The following is a 16,230-nucleotide window of genomic DNA, read 5'->3' on the forward strand; positions in this document are numbered from 1 at the left end:
TACATGATCAATTTGACTAATCATCACTGCGTTGCGAAGGAGCATTTCGATGCTCTTTTCATCAGTAACCATGTTTCATCAATAACCATGAACCGCTTTAGAGGGCCGAGAATAGAGTACCGAGTCGTTACGATAAGGTACCACGTAGCTTTCTCCTTCCTCGGGATGAATGATCTGATAATATTGGGGTAAGTTAAAATTAATTAATTTCGAGGCAATTTTATTATCATCGCGAACTGAAGTATAAAAGCTATTAACACTGGCAATCATCTCATCTTTTTCACCATTATACTGATGGTAAACTTCGATCCGATTGGCTTCATCTAGCACATAAATATTAAATCCTTTTTCGGTGTCTTCAAAAAAGAACTGTACTAACCCTTCACTGGCAAATCCATCGACGACCTCTGGAAGCTGATAATCCTGCTCTCTATCTAGCATCAGCAACGGTGACCCTTTCAACTTATTACTGGAGATACTGCGATAGAAATCAACCGAGTTTTCTAACCGTTGAACAGACACACCGCGTCGTTCAAAAAACAATCCATACATCTGTTTTCCGAGACGTAACGCTTTAAATCGACGACGTTTTTCTTGTTCCACCGGTTTAAGACGCAGATCGATACATTCTGCCAACAATTGATAAATCAAATTACGCATCACACCACGTAAATTTTTACTGTAGCAAAAAACATCGACCGATTCAGGAGGAAGTGCATCTTGATGCATTTTACCCAATATCGTTTTTAGGGCATCAAGGATCGCCGTTTCTCCTTTAAAATGCAGTGTACGTACTTCTTGCCATGAGTTGCGATAAACCAAATCAACACTACCCACTAAGCACTGCTGTTGAGAGCCGAAACTAAAAATATCCAACGTTTTTAAATCGACTTTTAACGATTTACCAGCAAGTTGCACCGTGGGATCACTTTCAAAATTGATAAACATTGCCAGTTGGCTGATTTCACATGGGCTAGCCAATGCCGCCATTGTAGGGCGTCGTTTATGCAGAGAAAAAGTATTGCGTAAATCGCTCACCATTTGATAAAACTTATCAAGATCCAACTGAGCACAACGAACGACCGAATGCAAATTGGTTGACTCGGTAATTAATCCATTAAAAAAAGCCCAAGCGACCAGTTTACTTAAATATTCATTATGTTCTAAATAACGCTGCCCCATCATGCGTTGTGCAATTGGTGGTTGTTTATACAAATACCAACCGGAAGGATTTATTCGCCCCGTTGGGACTTCGATAAATGTTAAGTCAGTTTCATGTAAATCTGGCGAAATTTGGGGGTTTAATAAGGTCACTTTACCCGGTAAAACTTCAAATGCGGCATACAGCTTACGCGCTAAAATCGAAATATCCTGCGGACTGATTGCCGAAGTAATGTCATGACGACGGGCAAATTGAATCAAATTACGATAACTGAGCATTAACGCATCAAGTAAAGCATGGTGAACGATTTTTACTTGCTCCACTTTCCAATGCCGACGGTTATCTAATTCTTGCAGGGTTGCCGTGTCCCATTGCCACTCTTGCACCATATGTTGCAAAGCTTCCCGTCGCCACGCAACCGAATCGACTTGCGCTTCGCGTGAGAGCTTTTCATGAGTTTTCAAGTAAAAACAACGTCGAACTAAATCGAGTCGAGTATGATCACCGATCTGAAGGAGATAGCGCGTCACTTTTTTAAGCATCAAATAGTAGGCATCCATCCCATACAAATCAGGCTCATGAGCAAAAAAGCGGCGCTTGGTATCAATACTGAGCAGTTGCGTATGAGGATACTCCCATGAATAAGCCTCCAACAGCGTGGCTTTAAGTACGGATTTATACGGTGAATCAATACTTTTATACAGTTGCCATAAATTAGCACCAAAATACTCTTCGGCAGGGATACGGTTTAAGCGACCAAAATCGATCCACTCTGAACAATCAATATATTGGTTAGCACAAAGCTGCTCGACATATTCTTCGTAACACTCTTCCATCTCTGGCGGGACAATTTGCCACAGCAACCGTTTACCGGCTAGCCGAACTGCCGAACGATAAAATTCATCTAATAACAGCAAATGTTGTGAGGAACCACAGTTTTCACCGGTCATTTTATCAGAACGGTTATGCCGAAAACGCTGCTCGTCCATGATAAAAAAGTTCGCTTCCACGCCTTGATTTTTCGCCCAATCAGTAATGAGCAAGCACTTATTGCTTAAACTTTCTCGATCATCACAATCCATCGACGCCGATACACAGACCCAAATGTCTAAGTCACTGGATGAACTTTGCCCGATGGATGAGGTACTCCCCATCGTGTAAAGCCCTAAAATCATCGGTTGTTTAGGAGCATGAAGCGGCTGACCTAACGCCAGTTCGGTATCTTCGACTAATTGCTGCTGAACCGCATTCATCTCAAAATTGTCGATACCATGGGGAACTTGCTGGTCTAAATAGCCAGGAATTAACGGATGGTTGTAATGCAGCAATGCAGGAATTAATTGAAAAACACGTTGACCTTGTAAATCCATAAGCGCCAGCGCCCGTTCAGTTCGTTGCCGGTTGAGATTATCCAGTCGTTGAATTAAGGTCGTGGTGTAAGCCTGCAAGGTTGGTTCCTTGGTTGAAACATTAATGCGCGCTTTGGTTATGTTTTACGCGAAAGCGCCAACAAAACGTGATCAATTTAACACTTTAATCGGACTGGGTAAAGCTATCTCCCTTTATCACTCGACTAAAGTTGTACCATCGTGAAGAAATCAGCATGTTAGCTAACTTTCGCTGCATAGTCGTGCGGTTCACGACCATTTCTCTTCTATATTGCCAGCGTTCTGCTCCAAATAAAATAGGCCATCAGTGTGTGCGAGAAGACGCGTTTTCTCCTAGTCAGTCCGCGAACAAACGAGAGATTAATCACATTCTTTTAGTCAATTCAGTTCAATTTAATCACAAAAACGCCGACTGACTATCTAGTAGTAAGACTTTCTCGTCCACAATGTTAGGATACTGTTATTGTTGACTGTTTTTATGGGATGATTATGACCACTACGCCGATTCGTATTGCTACCCGCCAAAGCCCACTGGCTTTATGGCAAGCACATTTTGTCAAAGATGCTTTACAAGCAGCGCATCCGGGGTTGGAAGTGGAACTAGTAACCATGGTCACCCGAGGCGATGTGTTACTCGATACTCCCCTGGCTAAAGTCGGAGGAAAAGGGCTTTTTGTCAAAGAGTTAGAACTAGCTATACTGGAAAACAGGGCCGATTTAGCCGTTCACTCGATGAAAGATGTCCCGGTCGACTTTCCCGATGGCTTAGGTTTAGTGACAATTTGTGAACGTGACGATCCTCGAGATGCTTTCGTCTCGAACCGCTATGTTTCTCTTGATGAGCTTCCTCATGGTGCAATTGTAGGTACTTGTAGCTTACGCCGCCAATGCCAAATCAAAGAAGCTCGCCCAGATATTACCATCAAACAATTGCGCGGTAATGTCGGTACTCGCTTAGCAAAGCTGGATGCCGGAGAATTTGATGCTATCGTACTAGCCGCCGCAGGGCTTAAACGCTTGAAGCTCGAAGATCGGATCGCTAGCTTTCTTGAACCCGAACAATCGCTGCCAGCCGTTGGTCAAGGAGCGGTTGGTATTGAATGTCGCTTAAATGATCGACGCCTACTCACACTGCTTGAGCCACTTAATCACCTAGATACGGCGGATCGCGTCCGCTGCGAACGCGCGATGAATTTAACCTTGCAGGGTGGCTGTCAAGTGCCTATTGGTAGTTATACCGTCTTGGAAGGTAAGCAAATTTGGCTGCGAGCGTTAGTCGGTGAACCAGATGGTTCGCACATCATCCGAGGAGAAATTCGGGGTGATCGTCAGCACGCCGAGCAGCTAGGTATTCAACTCGCTAATCAACTGCTTGAACAAGGAGCGAGAGAAATCTTAACTAAGTTGTATTCTGAGCACCAGTAAACCATGGCCATACTCGTTACACGTCCCGGCGAAGACGGTATTGAACTTTGTCACCGCTTAACAGAGCGTGGATATAAGGCACTTCATCATCCACTCATCACCATTACCGCAGGTAGAGAATTGACGCAACTCTGTGTCGAACTGGCTCAATACGACCTCATCATGGCTGTCAGCCAATCAGCCGTCAGTCTGACTCAGCAAGGGCTTCAAGCACAAGGGCTACCTTGGCCAACTAATGCGATTTATCTTGCCATTGGTCAAAAAACCGCACAAGTTTTAAGCAAGGCATGCCAACAACCAGTACACTACCCAGAGATCAGCGACAGTGAGCATTTATTGGAACTTCCGGTTTTACAGGAAGTCCACCAAAAACGAATGGTCATTCTGCGGGGAAATGGTGGACGAGAACTCATTTCACAGACGCTCACCCAACGAAGCGCACAAGTCTGGTGTCGTGAAGTCTATCGTCGTGTTGAACTGCCATTTGATTGGCAGCCAATGTTACAACGTTGGCAGCAAGTAAACGTGGATACCTTAATTATAACCAGTCTCCACCAACTAACATTTTTCATGTCGCAATTGACCGCTCACGCGCAAGCTTGGGCCTGTCAACTGCGGCTACTGGTTCCCAGTGAACGCATTGGCCGTGAAGCAATCACTCTCGGCTTTCAACATATTGTGATAACAGGAAGTGCAGCAAACCACGACCTCGTGGCGGCTCTCCAGCCTTAACACAGGACTCTAGCCATGACAGATAAAAAAAACAATCCACAGCAGGAACCTGACAATTTAGAACCCAATGCCTCAGCTTCCTCTGATGTCACACCTCAGGGCACACATAACCACAAGGAACGGAAAAAAATGGCGTCTTCCGCTTCATCATCACACTCGAAATCGAACACAACCGTTCAGCCTACGGAAATAAAACCCACCACTCAGCGAGGAACGAAATTAGCCACCATCGCCATCGTGTTAACCATTTTATTTAGTGCCGGACTCACCTTACACTTTCAGCAACAACAGGCCTTGTATCAAACCCAATTAAGTGCGCTACGCGCTGAGCTTAATCAAACACGCCAGGGCTTACACACTGAACTAGATACCATCAAAAATGCCGCCATAAACGCTGCCACAGAGATCGCCACTCGCTCAGAAGTAGAACTCAACCAGCAACACAAAAGTATCGAAAGCTTACAATTAGCCATTGCTGATATTAAAGGACGCCGCCCTAACGATTGGCTGCTCGCAGAAGCGGATTATTTAGTAAAATTAGCTGGCCGTAAATTATTCTTAGAGCAAGATATTGAAAGTGCCACACTGTTGATGGAAAGCGCCGATCAACGAATTGCGCAGCTCAATGATCCCAGCTTAGCGCCACTACGTAAAGCGATGGCCCATGACATTACGACCCTCAAAGCGATTCCTTTACTTGATAAAGAAGGGTTAGTCTTAACCCTGCTCAGTTTGCAGCAAGTGGTAGAGCAACTGCCATTAGCGAATGCAATTCTGCCCGAAGCGACACAAACTGAACCAGTCACGGTTTCAGACAATCTTGGCGACTGGCAAAGTAACTTAATGGCCTCACTTAAAGCATTTAGTGATAATTTTATTACGTTCCGCACTCGAGATGGACAAGCCGTTCCATTATTGTCGCCTGAACAACACTTTTATTTACGCGAAAACCTAAAAGCAAAATTAGAAACCGCCATCAAAGCCGTCTACGACGAGCAGACCACGATCTACCACACCTCGCTCATCTCTGCAAAACAGTGGTCTGAAACCTTTTTTAATTTACAAGACAATCAGGTCAACGCATTCAATCGTACTCTGGCTCAACTGTCAGAAAAAACGATTACCGTGACTTATCCACAAACGCTCACAAGTCAACAACCGCTTACGGATATCATTCAAGAACGCTTACGTCGTTCAGTCTCATCCATCACCACGGAGGAGAAAGCCCAATGATTCGCCTACTATTTCTCTTTATCGTATTGGGGTTGGGATTATTTGCAGGAACTCAGTATGCCGGTCAACAAGGGTACGTATTGATTTCCATTGCCAACAAAACCCTAGAAATGAGTGTTACGACACTCGTTATTTTGATGATAGCCACCCTCGCTGGGTTGTTTTTCCTCGAGTATCTTATTAAAAAACTACTGCGCGCCAGTAGTACGACTTGGAACTGGTTCAGTGTTCGCAAACAGCGTCATTCACGACGTTATACTAATGAAGGCATTGTTAAATTATTAGAAGGCGATTGGAAACAAGCTGAACGTAAAGTCACTCGTTGGGCTAACTACCATGATATGCCACAACTCTGTTATCTCATTGCCGCCGAAGCCGCTCACGGGATGGGTAAGACCAAACAACGCGATCATTATCTGGCTTTAGCCGCTCAACAAAAAGACGCGGCTTTAGCGGTGGAATTAACTCGAGCTAAGCAACAACTGAGCGAAAAAAACTGGTCTGCTGCTCTTGATACTCTCACCCAGTTACATCGTGACCATCCTGACCATCTGATGATTATAAAACTACTGAAGCAAGTTTATCTCGCGCTCGAACAATGGCAACCGCTGCTCGATTTACTTCCTAAGCTGGTCAAAGCACAATTGCTTACCCGTTCAGAGGCAGAGCAACTCACTTTAACCGCTCAGCAAGGCATACTCACGACGGTTGCGAGCGAAAAAGGCAGCGAGGGTTTATTAACGTACTGGTCAGGGCTACCTAAAAAACTCAAAAACCAGCCAGCAATGGTGGCGACATTAGCTCAACAGCTGATGAAGCGTAAAGCGGATCATCAAGCATTCACTCTTATCAAAGAAGGACTAAAAAAACAGCCATCACCTGAGCTATACGCCCTGCTTCCGCAGTTAAATATTCCAGATCATCACCCAATCACTGCTTTTCTACAGCAGCAGTTACGTCAAGATAGCAACAATCCGGATCTGCATAGTGCCTTAGGTCAGCTTTTGTTACGCTCTCAACAGTGGCAAGACGCTCAGCAACATCTGGAAAAAGCGTTATCGATTCGCCCTGACGCATCTGATTACGCTTATTTAGCTGAAGTTTTAGATCAACAAAATCGTCCACAAGCCGCCCACGATGTAGCACGGAAGGCTTTATCACTGTTTACTAAGCAAAAGAATAATCAACACTCTCTTATCCTGCATGAGCAATAAATAAAAGTTACGCCTTCCTAGCTGAAGCCAGCTAGGGAGGAATGGCGCAGATTAAATGACACGAGAGAACTGTTGCTGACGCGCACGCTGACGGAGATACTTATCAAAACACATACAGATATTTCGAATCAGTAATCGACCTCGTAACGTCACTTGGATCGATTGGTTATCGACCACCACTAATTGATCATCAATAAAGGTTTGCAGTAACGATAAATCAAGTTGGAAATAATGGTCAAACTGAATCGAAAACTGTTTTTCGATTATGGCTTTATCAAGTTTAAAATTGCAAATTAACTGTTTGATAACTTCTCTTCTCACCAAGTCATCACGGTCAAGAGATACGCCTTTCCATAATGCGTGCCGCATTTCGTTAACTTGGCGGTAATAACGCTTTAGCTCTTTTTGGTTCTGTGCATACACATCCCCAATCATCGAAATCGCCGATACACCAAATCCAACTAAGTCACAATTTCCTTGTGTGGTATAACCTTGAAAATTTCGATGCAAAACCCCCTCACGCTGGGCTATCGCTAATTCATCATCAGGTAGCGCAAAATGATCCATACCAATAAACTGATAACCGGCGGTGGTTAAGGTATTAATACTATCTTGTAAAATTGCCATTTTCTCTTCGGCAGCAGGCAATTCTTCTTGCTTGATTTTTCGTTGTGCAGCAAACAACTGTGGCATGTGAGCATAGTTAAAAACGGATAACCGCCCCGGTTTCATCTGTAGCACTTGTGTTAATGTTTGATGAAAACTGGATACTGTTTGTTTAGGTAAGCCATAAATCAAATCTAGGTTGGTTGAGCGAAAGCCCAGCCGCTTAGCTCGCGCGACTAAATCAACAATAAATTGCTCATCTTGTTCACGATTAACTAACTGCTGTACTTCTTTATTGAAGTCTTGAACCCCAATACTAACCCGATTAAACCCCTCACTATAAAGATGATCCAAGATGGAAAGCTCAATTTCGCGTGGGTCAACCTCAATGCTAATCTCAGCATCAACCTGAAACTGAAACTCTTCGCGTAGCAAACTCATTAGGCGACTAATTTGCTTATGCGTCAAAAAAGTAGGTGTACCACCACCAAAGTGCAATTGAGAAACTTGACGATTTTGTAATAGTGAAGCCCGTTGGCGAATTTCATGCTCAAGGACATCAAGATACTCATCGGCTTTGTGAGAGTGACGAGTAATAATTTTATTACAGCCGCAGTAATAACAAAGCTTATGGCAAAATGGGATATGAATATACAGCGAAAGCGGTCGTTCTGGATAACGGGTACACGCCATATCATACTCGGCAATGGTAAAGGCTTCATGGAATTCCACCGCCGTCGGATAGGAAGTGTAACGAGGCCCTGAATAGTTGTACTTGTCTAAAATGGCTTGATCCCATACGATTTGCTGACTGGGTACGACTTTCGACAACATAGTGACTCTTCCCGTGATGAATTTGTAACGCGATAGTTTGCCACACGACCCGAATAAGGTCGGGTGGCAAAAGACAATTTGCGGATAAAATATTCTAAATTGCTAGCCGGATCACTTCTTCTTGAGCGCAAACCGCCGCTAAAGCATTTGAATATGGATTTGCTGATTCAATGGCTGAATATGTTGTCGGAGTAATGTAAGCTCGGAAACAATCGCATCATTTAAACGAACTTCTGCTTTTTGCCGAGTCAAATTTTGTCGCATCCGCTCTTGCTTAAGCATATTCTGCCGAGCTTCTCCGCGTGGCATATCTTTGACAATATGATACAGCTCGGTGATCGCTGGGTAGCTTTGTTCAAAATCCACCCGCGCTTCACCTTGAACATAATCCATAATGCAGTACACACGAATGGCGATTTCAGACAAATCACATTGGCCTTGAATACCAGCCAAACAGAGCGTATTTACGCTCTCAAAAATATTTGCGTTACGTTTTTCTATGGCTAATGTCTGGTGTTGCTGCTGCAGTTGAGTTTGCCTTCTCAACTTCCACAATAAGTAAGCAGCATAACTTGCCAGAGCGAAAATAATCGTAGCGCCAATAACGGCTAGTAAAGTCCCATTCATGAGTTTGCCCTATCCTTTGTAGTCGTCTAGGTCCAAGGTTTCAAATTGAGCCAGTAAATCGTCATCTGAGGTTGGTTTACGTCGCTCTGATTTCGTTGGTACTGCCACCGGTTCAACCTCCTCCTCCGTTTCTTCAACCAATAAGCCAAGTTGAGTCATTAAGGTCTCAATTCGATCCAGTTTTTCATCGACATACTTTTGTAAGCCTGCACCAAGCTTTTCACCATTATCCAAGCGATCAAGCAAAACATTCAGCTGAGCATCGTTCTCTAACTGCTTCAGTTCTTGCTCTGCGTCCAAACGGCGAGCCTGTTTGCTGGCTTTTTTATTGGTTTCCACCACCAATGGGATTTTTTTCTTACTACCTAAACGAGGATCTCGCGCTTGAGTCCCCGCTCCTTGGCTAGCAGAGCTGCCATCAGAATGGCGACTACCACTTTTTAGTCCTTTACGTTTTTTCTGTTTCTTACGTTCACGGCCTTCCATTTCTGCATTCGTACGATTATGTTTACGAGCAAAAACGAGGTCACCGTTAATACCTGTTTTGGTTTTCTTTTCTCGAGACATTACTGGGGGTTCCTCAGTAAAATTACATCACTACCGATAAATTCAAGTTCGAGCTTATCCCGCTCAGCCAAAAACTGAAAGGTTTCACGACTAAAAAAACTCACATGGGTGAGATCATTTTTGTAGTGCCACCCAGCAAACGCATCCACGTTTTTTACCAGTTTGGTCATGAGACCAATCCAGCCTCCTGGCTTAACTAAATTCAGCCATTGTTGCCAGATAGTGTGAGGATCATGCAAATGCTCAATCACTTCGCTGGCAGTCATAAAATCATAGCGCGTATGAAGCACCTCTTGCTTTGGATAAAAAAAATGATCATACAACGCAACGCTGTGCCCCGCCTCTGCCAACATAAGTGATAATGTTGGCCCCGGACCACAACCAAAATCCAACCCAACAGATTGAGGATTTAGTCTTTCTAACATCGGTTCACAGAGCCGAGATAAAAAACGACGATATCCTAAATCATGAGGATTATTTTCATGTAAATCATAGAACGCTTTTTCACGCTCCGCACTCAATCGATGAGCCGGTGGAACAAACACCAAGTGACACACTTGACATCGCACATAGCTGCGGTGCTTATCTTCAAAATAAGCCTCAACATGATGACTGTGGCACAAGGGACAAGTATGCATAAAAACGTTCCTCAACTTGGGGATGCGCAACATACCAGAAATGCGTGTGAGAGTGGAGAGTGTAGGGTTAAAATTTCAGCAATTTTCGGAAAAAGATAGCCATGAGCATGAAATTATCATCAGAGCAGTAACAGCGTCATCGCCCCAGCAACACATGTGCAAGGGCGATAAAATGCCTGAAAATTAGTCATGAAATAGGCTCAAGGTCAATGTAAACCACCAACGTATTTGGAGAGCACATCAATATCGGCATCGGTCAGTTTTTTTGCGACATCACGCATCATGGCATTCATGTCGTTATTGCGGCTATCATCACGAAACTTTTCTAACTGCAATTTGATGTAATCAGCATGTTGTCCGGATATTTTTGGGAAACCAGAAAGCGCCGTACCATTACCCCGCGGGCCATGGCACGCAATACACGCGGTTAAACCTCGCGAAAGATCACCAGCACTATAGAGTACCTTGCCTTTATCAACCACGTCTTCCGGTGTTGCATTGTCTGAAATAGGTAAAGAAGCATAATAGGCAGCAAGATCCGCCATATCTTGCTCACTTAGAGGCATCGCCATGGCACTCATCACTGGATCGTATCGCCCTTGAGCTCCCCCACTGACGATGCCCAGTTTAAGATCCTTCAACTGTTTCTCTAGATAAATCCTATGCTGACCAGCAAGTTTTGGATAGGTCGTGATTATACCGTTCCCGTCGGCACCGTGACAGGCAACACACGTTTCCGATTTCGCTTTACCAGCCTCAATATTGCCTTGTGCCCATACCGAGCCACAGGCTAAGATACTCAAGATTAGCGCTAATTTCTTCATGACATTCCATTTATAATTATCAAGCTTCCAGTACCACTCATGGTACAATAAGCAACCTCGTTCCGAGCACATTTATTTTACACAAATTCACAAAAAAGTAATCAATTGACTACAAAAAAGTCGAGATGGAGTTAACAGAACCGTGAGCGTAAAAATTCATTACCAAAACACGCATTTCATTACCAGCGCCCCAGATATTCGCCATCTTCCAGAAGATGAAGGTATCGAAATTGCGTTTGCAGGACGCTCTAATGCTGGAAAATCAAGTTCTCTCAATCGGTTAACTAACCAAAAGAACCTAGCTAAAACCAGTAAAACCCCCGGTCGAACTCAGTTAATTAACCTGTTTAAAGTCACGGATGGATGCCATATTGTAGATCTTCCTGGATATGGATTCGCCCAAGTACCGCTCGAAATGAAGAAAAAGTGGCAACAATCATTGGGAGAGTATTTACAACAGCGCGCTTGTCTAAAAGGGCTCGTAGTTTTGATGGATATTCGCCATCCGATGAAGGATCTCGATCAACAACTGATTATTTGGGCGGTGGAATGTTCGATTCCGGTACAAGTACTGCTAACAAAAGCGGATAAGCTCAAAAGTGGCGCACGTAAAGCACAACTGCTAAAAATTAGAGAGCAAGCTCTGACCTTTGGCGGTGATGTCAGTGTTGATGTTTTTTCTTCATTAAACGGTCTTGGAGTTGATACGTTGCGCCAAAAACTAGACACTTGGTTTGCCCCACAATTACAGCAGCTTGAAGCTCAACAAGCAGAGAATAACCAAATCCCCGCAGCTGAATAAAGATAAGCAGCTCCTGCCATACCAATAAAAATCCCCACCATCCTGGTGGGGCAACGGGAGAGAAATAGGAGGTAATTATTATTATGCCTTTAGCATTCCTCAAACCCGTCTAAATTACAACACCCTACAGCAGATTAACTTTATTGGCTCATGTTTTTATAGCCAATAACATATTGTTATTAAATTCAGAATATTAGCGAAAAACACACAACAACAATTACTTAGTTTCTATCTAGAAAAAACAAGAAATGTGATTAATGTTTAATTACAGAAATGATATTTATATTCATTTTACAGTGATCAGTAACCGGGTGTTTAACGAAGTAACGCGAAACGTTTGTGAGCAAAAATAACGGGGAAAATGAAAGAGAATCGAATAAAAAACGCCCCAGTCAAAAGGTGACTGGGGCGGCTGAATCAGCCTAATCCAATAACGTGAAACAAAAGGTCTGAAAGATAGAACATCTTACCTCTGTACCCTACGAAATTAAATGTACAACAATTGGTCAGAAATGAAAACCATTTTTGTAGTTTTTTTTCATTAATTTTTTGTTAAAAAACATAAGCGTTTGAAATGCGTTTATTTTTTTATGTATAAAAAAAAGCCAACGTTTGTGCGCTGGCTCATAGATTCAAGCGATAAAAAGGATTTTTTAAGACTTAATGCGCCTCATCCCAGTTATTTCCATGCCCAGTCTCGGCCACTAAAGGTACCTTAAGCGTTGCCGCTGACTCCATCAATTCTTGTACTTTACTTTCAATTTCGGATAAAGCTGACTCTTCGACTTCAAATACCAGTTCATCGTGTACTTGCATTAGTAATTTCACTCGACCTTGGCCTTCTGTTTCGATCCAGTGATCCACCAATAACATGGCTTTTTTAATGATATCTGCCGCCGTGCCCTGCATCGGTGCGTTAATGGCTGCTCGCTCTGCCGCTTTACGACGCATTCCATTACGAGATTTAATTTCAGGCAGATGAAGACGACGGCCAAAGAGGGTTTCAACATACCCCTGCTCAGCGGCGGTACGACGAGTCTCTTCCATATATTGCATCACGCCAGGATAACGCTCAAAGTACTTATCCATATAATGTTGAGCTTCAGAGCGAGGAATGCCCAGTTGTTTTGCTAATCCAAAAGCGCTCATACCATAAATGAGCCCAAAGTTGACCGCTTTAGCTCGGCGACGTTGCTCAGAACTCACTTGCTCAATACCAATACCCAGTATTTCTGCAGCGGTGGCGGCATGGATATCTTTGCCTTGTTGGAACGCCTCTAACAGAGCTTTGTCGCCCGACAGATGAGCCATAATCCGTAATTCAATTTGTGAATAGTCAACCGCCATGATTTTCCACCCCGATGGCGCAATAAAAGCCTGACGAATACGACGCCCTTCATGATTACGAATCGGAATATTCTGCAAGTTTGGATCGGTCGAAGATAAACGCCCGGTTGCCGTGACCGCTTGATGATAAGAGGTATGAACTCGCCCTGTCCGCGGGTTGATCATTTTGGGTAGTTTATCAGTATAGGTTGATTTCAGTTTCGCTAAGCCACGATATTCGAGAATCACCGCTGGTAACGGATAATCAAGCGCTAATTCTTGCAACACTTCTTCATTGGTCGAAGGCGTACCTGACGGCGTTTTTTTCACCACGGGTAATTTCATTTGTTCAAATAAAATAGTTTGCAGTTGTTTCGGAGAGCTTAAGTTAAACTCTTGCCCTGCAATGTCGTACGCTTTACGTTCTAATTCCACCAAACGTTGCGAAATTTCTTGGGATTGAATAGCGAGCAATTGGTCATCGATGAACACTCCCGTCCGTTCCATACGAGAAAGCACCGGAACCAATGGAACTTCTATCTCACGATAAACCGTGTTGAGTTTCTCATCTGCGGTTAATAACGCTTGCAAACGATGATGCAGCCGCAAAGTGACATCGGCATCTTCTGCTGCATAAGGAGAGGCTTGTTCCAATTCTATTTGGTTGAAGGTGAGTTGATTTTTACCTTTGCCTGCAACTTGCTCAAAAGAAATGCAGCTGTGCTGTAAAAAACGTAACGCTAAGCTATCCATATCATGCTTACCGCCGACGCTATTATAAACATAGGAAGCTAACATGGTGTCGTGGGCAATACCACGCATGGTGATACAATAACGCGCTAATACACTCGCATCATACTTTAAGTTTTGCCCTACTTTCGCTTGCTGTTCATCTTCCAATAGCGGTTGTAGCTGAGCCAGAACCCAATCACGATCGAGTTGTTGAGGGGCATCCAGATAATCATGCGCGACAGGCACATAAGCAGCTTCGCCCTCTGCAACCGCAAAGGATAGCCCAACTAAATTAGCCACCATGTAATCAAGACTATCGGTTTCGGTATCAAAGGCAAAAACTTCGGCCTGTTTTAGCTTTTCCATCCAACGATGAAAATGTTGCTCATCTAAAATCGTTTCGTATTGGCTACGATCAATATTGATTGCGGGTGAGTTGCTGACAACGCCAGGCTGTACACCTTCTGTTAGCGGGCTTTTTCTTTCTATTGCTTCCACCACACCACTGCCGCCTTCTAACAACTCGGTTAACCAAGATTTAAAGGCAAACTTGCCATATAACTCAATTAAAGTATCACGATCAGGCGTTGCTTTTAATAGCGATTCCGGTGTGCAAGCCAGTTCAACATCACGCTTAATTGTCGCAAGCTGGTAAGAAAGCTGAGCATTATCACGATGCTCTTCCAACTTTTTCGCCATGCTTTTCGAACCACGAAAGCCTAATTCAGCAATTTTATCTAAGTTATCATATAAATCACTTAAACCGCCGATGCCTTGTAAAAGAGCCGTTGCGGTTTTTTCACCTACGCCCGGAACACCAGGAATGTTATCCACTTTATCCCCCATCAAAGCGAGATAATCGATGATCAATTCTGGCGGAATACCAAATTTATCAATCACGCCCTCACGATCCATCACAACATTGGTCATGGTGTTAATCAAGGTGACATGATCGTTCACTAATTGGGCCATGTCTTTATCACCGGTACTGATCAGTACCGGCATTCCTGCCTGTGATGCCTGATGAGCCAGCGTCCCTATCACATCATCCGCTTCCACCCCTTCAATAGAAAGCAAAGGTAAACCCATAGCCCGAATAATCTGATGCAGCGGTTCAATTTGGCAACGAAGATCATCCGGCATTGGTGGCCGATTGGCCTTATATTGATCATACATTTGATCGCGGAATGTTTTACCTTTCGCATCAAAAATAACCGCAATACGATCAGACGCAAATTGGCGCATCATGGCTCGTACCATATTTACGACCCCATAAATGGCATTGGTTGGAATTTCACCATTACTCATCGTGCCAGGATAGGCATGGAATGCACGGTATAAATAGGAAGAGCCATCAATCAAAATAAGAGGGTTATCAGGGATACGAGCCATAGTTTTGTTATCCGATCAGCAACAATAGGTGCTTAGGATGCCACGACTACCGTTAGGTTTCCATGCTAGCTCATCCAATCGGCCCAGCTTACAACAGCCTCATTCTGTCTAATGAATCACCAATCTGTGGATAAGTCTGTTCATACATTTTATCCACAATGTTAATATCAAGCAAACACCCAGAACACTTAAAACATAACAACTTGTTTTTTAAGAAATTTAATCAGGATCACTAAAAACACCAATGATCCTTTTGCGATCATGCTCTGTGGAAAAGATACTCGATATCCTTTTGCTTGGTTTAAGATCAATAGCAAAGAAAACGATATTGATCGGCTAACTTTCATTCACTTTACTAACAACGTAGTGAATAACAGGCATAAAAAAAGCGACACCCGAAGATGTCGCCTAGCAATACAAGGTGAAGTCAATTCAGTGATCAACTTTCCATAAAGCTAAATATTACACTGGAAGCAATGTGAGCAATGTCGTGCCAAAAAGAACAAAATCGCGTTTCCTCTCTACTGCTAATAGCGACTTGAAGGCCCCTTCAAGAACAGAAAGCAATCAATGAGTTGACGTTATTTATTCCCTAAGACAAGGTTAATAATAATCATTATCATTGGTGAGTCAAGTTCTAAATGATAAAAAATATCATTTAAGTTAAAAGGCCTCGATAAATTCAATCAATATCACAAATTTAATTGGATAAAAGCAGCCTAATCACA

13 protein-coding genes are annotated in these 16,230 nt (G+C 43.4%); 5 read left to right on the forward strand and 8 right to left on the reverse strand.

Annotation, left to right across the window (positions count from 1 at the left end; all coding sequences use genetic code 11):
• Positions 1-78: 78 nt before the first annotated feature.
• Positions 79-2,610, reverse strand: coding sequence for a class I adenylate cyclase (locus FKN05_RS15165; protein WP_170887875.1), 2,532 nt, complete (start codon positions 2,608-2,610; stop codon positions 79-81).
• Between the two features lie 429 nt (positions 2,611-3,039).
• On the opposite strand from FKN05_RS15165, the gene hemC reads away from it, so the two are divergent.
• The 4 genes from hemC to FKN05_RS15185 are packed head-to-tail and all read left to right on the forward strand — an operon-like array spanning position 3,040 to position 7,154.
• Positions 3,040-3,975, forward strand: a complete 936-nt coding sequence (hemC, locus tag FKN05_RS15170) for a hydroxymethylbilane synthase (protein WP_099610392.1) — start codon at positions 3,040-3,042, stop codon at positions 3,973-3,975.
• Between the two features lie 3 nt (positions 3,976-3,978).
• Positions 3,979-4,707 (forward strand): uroporphyrinogen-III synthase, encoded by a 729-nt coding sequence (locus tag FKN05_RS15175; RefSeq protein ID WP_170887877.1) that lies wholly within the window; start codon positions 3,979-3,981, stop codon positions 4,705-4,707.
• A 15-nt stretch (positions 4,708-4,722) separates the two neighbouring features.
• The gene (locus FKN05_RS15180; RefSeq protein ID WP_170887879.1) at positions 4,723-5,940 is read left to right on the forward strand and encodes a uroporphyrinogen-III C-methyltransferase; all 1,218 of its coding nucleotides are present in this window, start codon (positions 4,723-4,725) and stop codon (positions 5,938-5,940) included.
• Positions 5,937-7,154 (forward strand): heme biosynthesis protein HemY, encoded by a 1,218-nt coding sequence (locus FKN05_RS15185; RefSeq protein WP_099610346.1) that lies wholly within the window; start codon positions 5,937-5,939, stop codon positions 7,152-7,154. The genes FKN05_RS15180 and FKN05_RS15185 overlap by 4 nt, the downstream gene beginning before the upstream one ends.
• A gap of 51 nt (positions 7,155-7,205) precedes the next feature.
• On the opposite strand, the gene hemN is transcribed toward FKN05_RS15185, so the two are convergent.
• The 5 genes from hemN to FKN05_RS15210 form a co-directional block, all read right to left on the reverse strand.
• A complete protein-coding gene (gene hemN / locus FKN05_RS15190) occupies positions 7,206-8,594 on the reverse strand; it encodes an oxygen-independent coproporphyrinogen III oxidase (RefSeq protein WP_099610345.1) in 1,389 nt (462 codons plus the stop codon).
• Between the two features lie 138 nt (positions 8,595-8,732).
• Positions 8,733-9,221 carry a DUF2489 domain-containing protein gene (locus tag FKN05_RS15195; protein WP_099610344.1) on the reverse strand — a complete coding sequence of 163 codons (489 nt, stop codon included), beginning with the start codon at positions 9,219-9,221 and terminating at the stop codon, positions 8,733-8,735.
• A gap of 9 nt (positions 9,222-9,230) precedes the next feature.
• Complete coding sequence (gene yihI / locus FKN05_RS15200) at positions 9,231-9,788, reverse strand: Der GTPase-activating protein YihI (RefSeq protein WP_161427561.1); 558 nt, start codon at positions 9,786-9,788, stop codon at positions 9,231-9,233.
• A complete protein-coding gene (locus FKN05_RS15205; RefSeq protein ID WP_161427562.1) occupies positions 9,788-10,426 on the reverse strand; it encodes a class I SAM-dependent methyltransferase in 639 nt (212 codons plus the stop codon). The genes yihI and FKN05_RS15205 overlap by 1 nt, the downstream gene beginning before the upstream one ends.
• A 206-nt stretch (positions 10,427-10,632) precedes the next feature.
• Complete coding sequence (locus FKN05_RS15210) at positions 10,633-11,250, reverse strand: c-type cytochrome (RefSeq protein ID WP_099610341.1); 618 nt, start codon at positions 11,248-11,250, stop codon at positions 10,633-10,635.
• 142 nt (positions 11,251-11,392) lie between these two features.
• Between FKN05_RS15210 and yihA the strand changes: the two genes are divergently transcribed.
• Complete coding sequence (yihA, locus tag FKN05_RS15215) at positions 11,393-12,052, forward strand: ribosome biogenesis GTP-binding protein YihA/YsxC (RefSeq protein WP_099610340.1); 660 nt, start codon at positions 11,393-11,395, stop codon at positions 12,050-12,052.
• Between the two features lie 417 nt (positions 12,053-12,469).
• Here the strand turns inward: yihA and spfP are convergent, their stop codons facing one another.
• Both spfP and polA read right to left on the reverse strand, forming a co-directional pair.
• On the reverse strand, positions 12,470-12,517 hold the full coding sequence (spfP, locus tag FKN05_RS16945; RefSeq protein WP_438356636.1) for a small protein SpfP: 48 nt from the start codon (positions 12,515-12,517) through the stop codon (positions 12,470-12,472).
• 195 nt (positions 12,518-12,712) lie between these two features.
• On the reverse strand, positions 12,713-15,502 hold the full coding sequence (gene polA / locus FKN05_RS15220) for a DNA polymerase I (protein WP_170887881.1): 2,790 nt from the start codon (positions 15,500-15,502) through the stop codon (positions 12,713-12,715).
• Positions 15,503-16,230 lie beyond the last annotated feature (728 nt).

Origin of the sequence: Vibrio sp. 1-1(7), assembly GCF_013048485.1 — a bacterium.
GTDB classification, from domain to species: domain Bacteria; phylum Pseudomonadota; class Gammaproteobacteria; order Enterobacterales; family Vibrionaceae; genus Vibrio; species Vibrio fujianensis.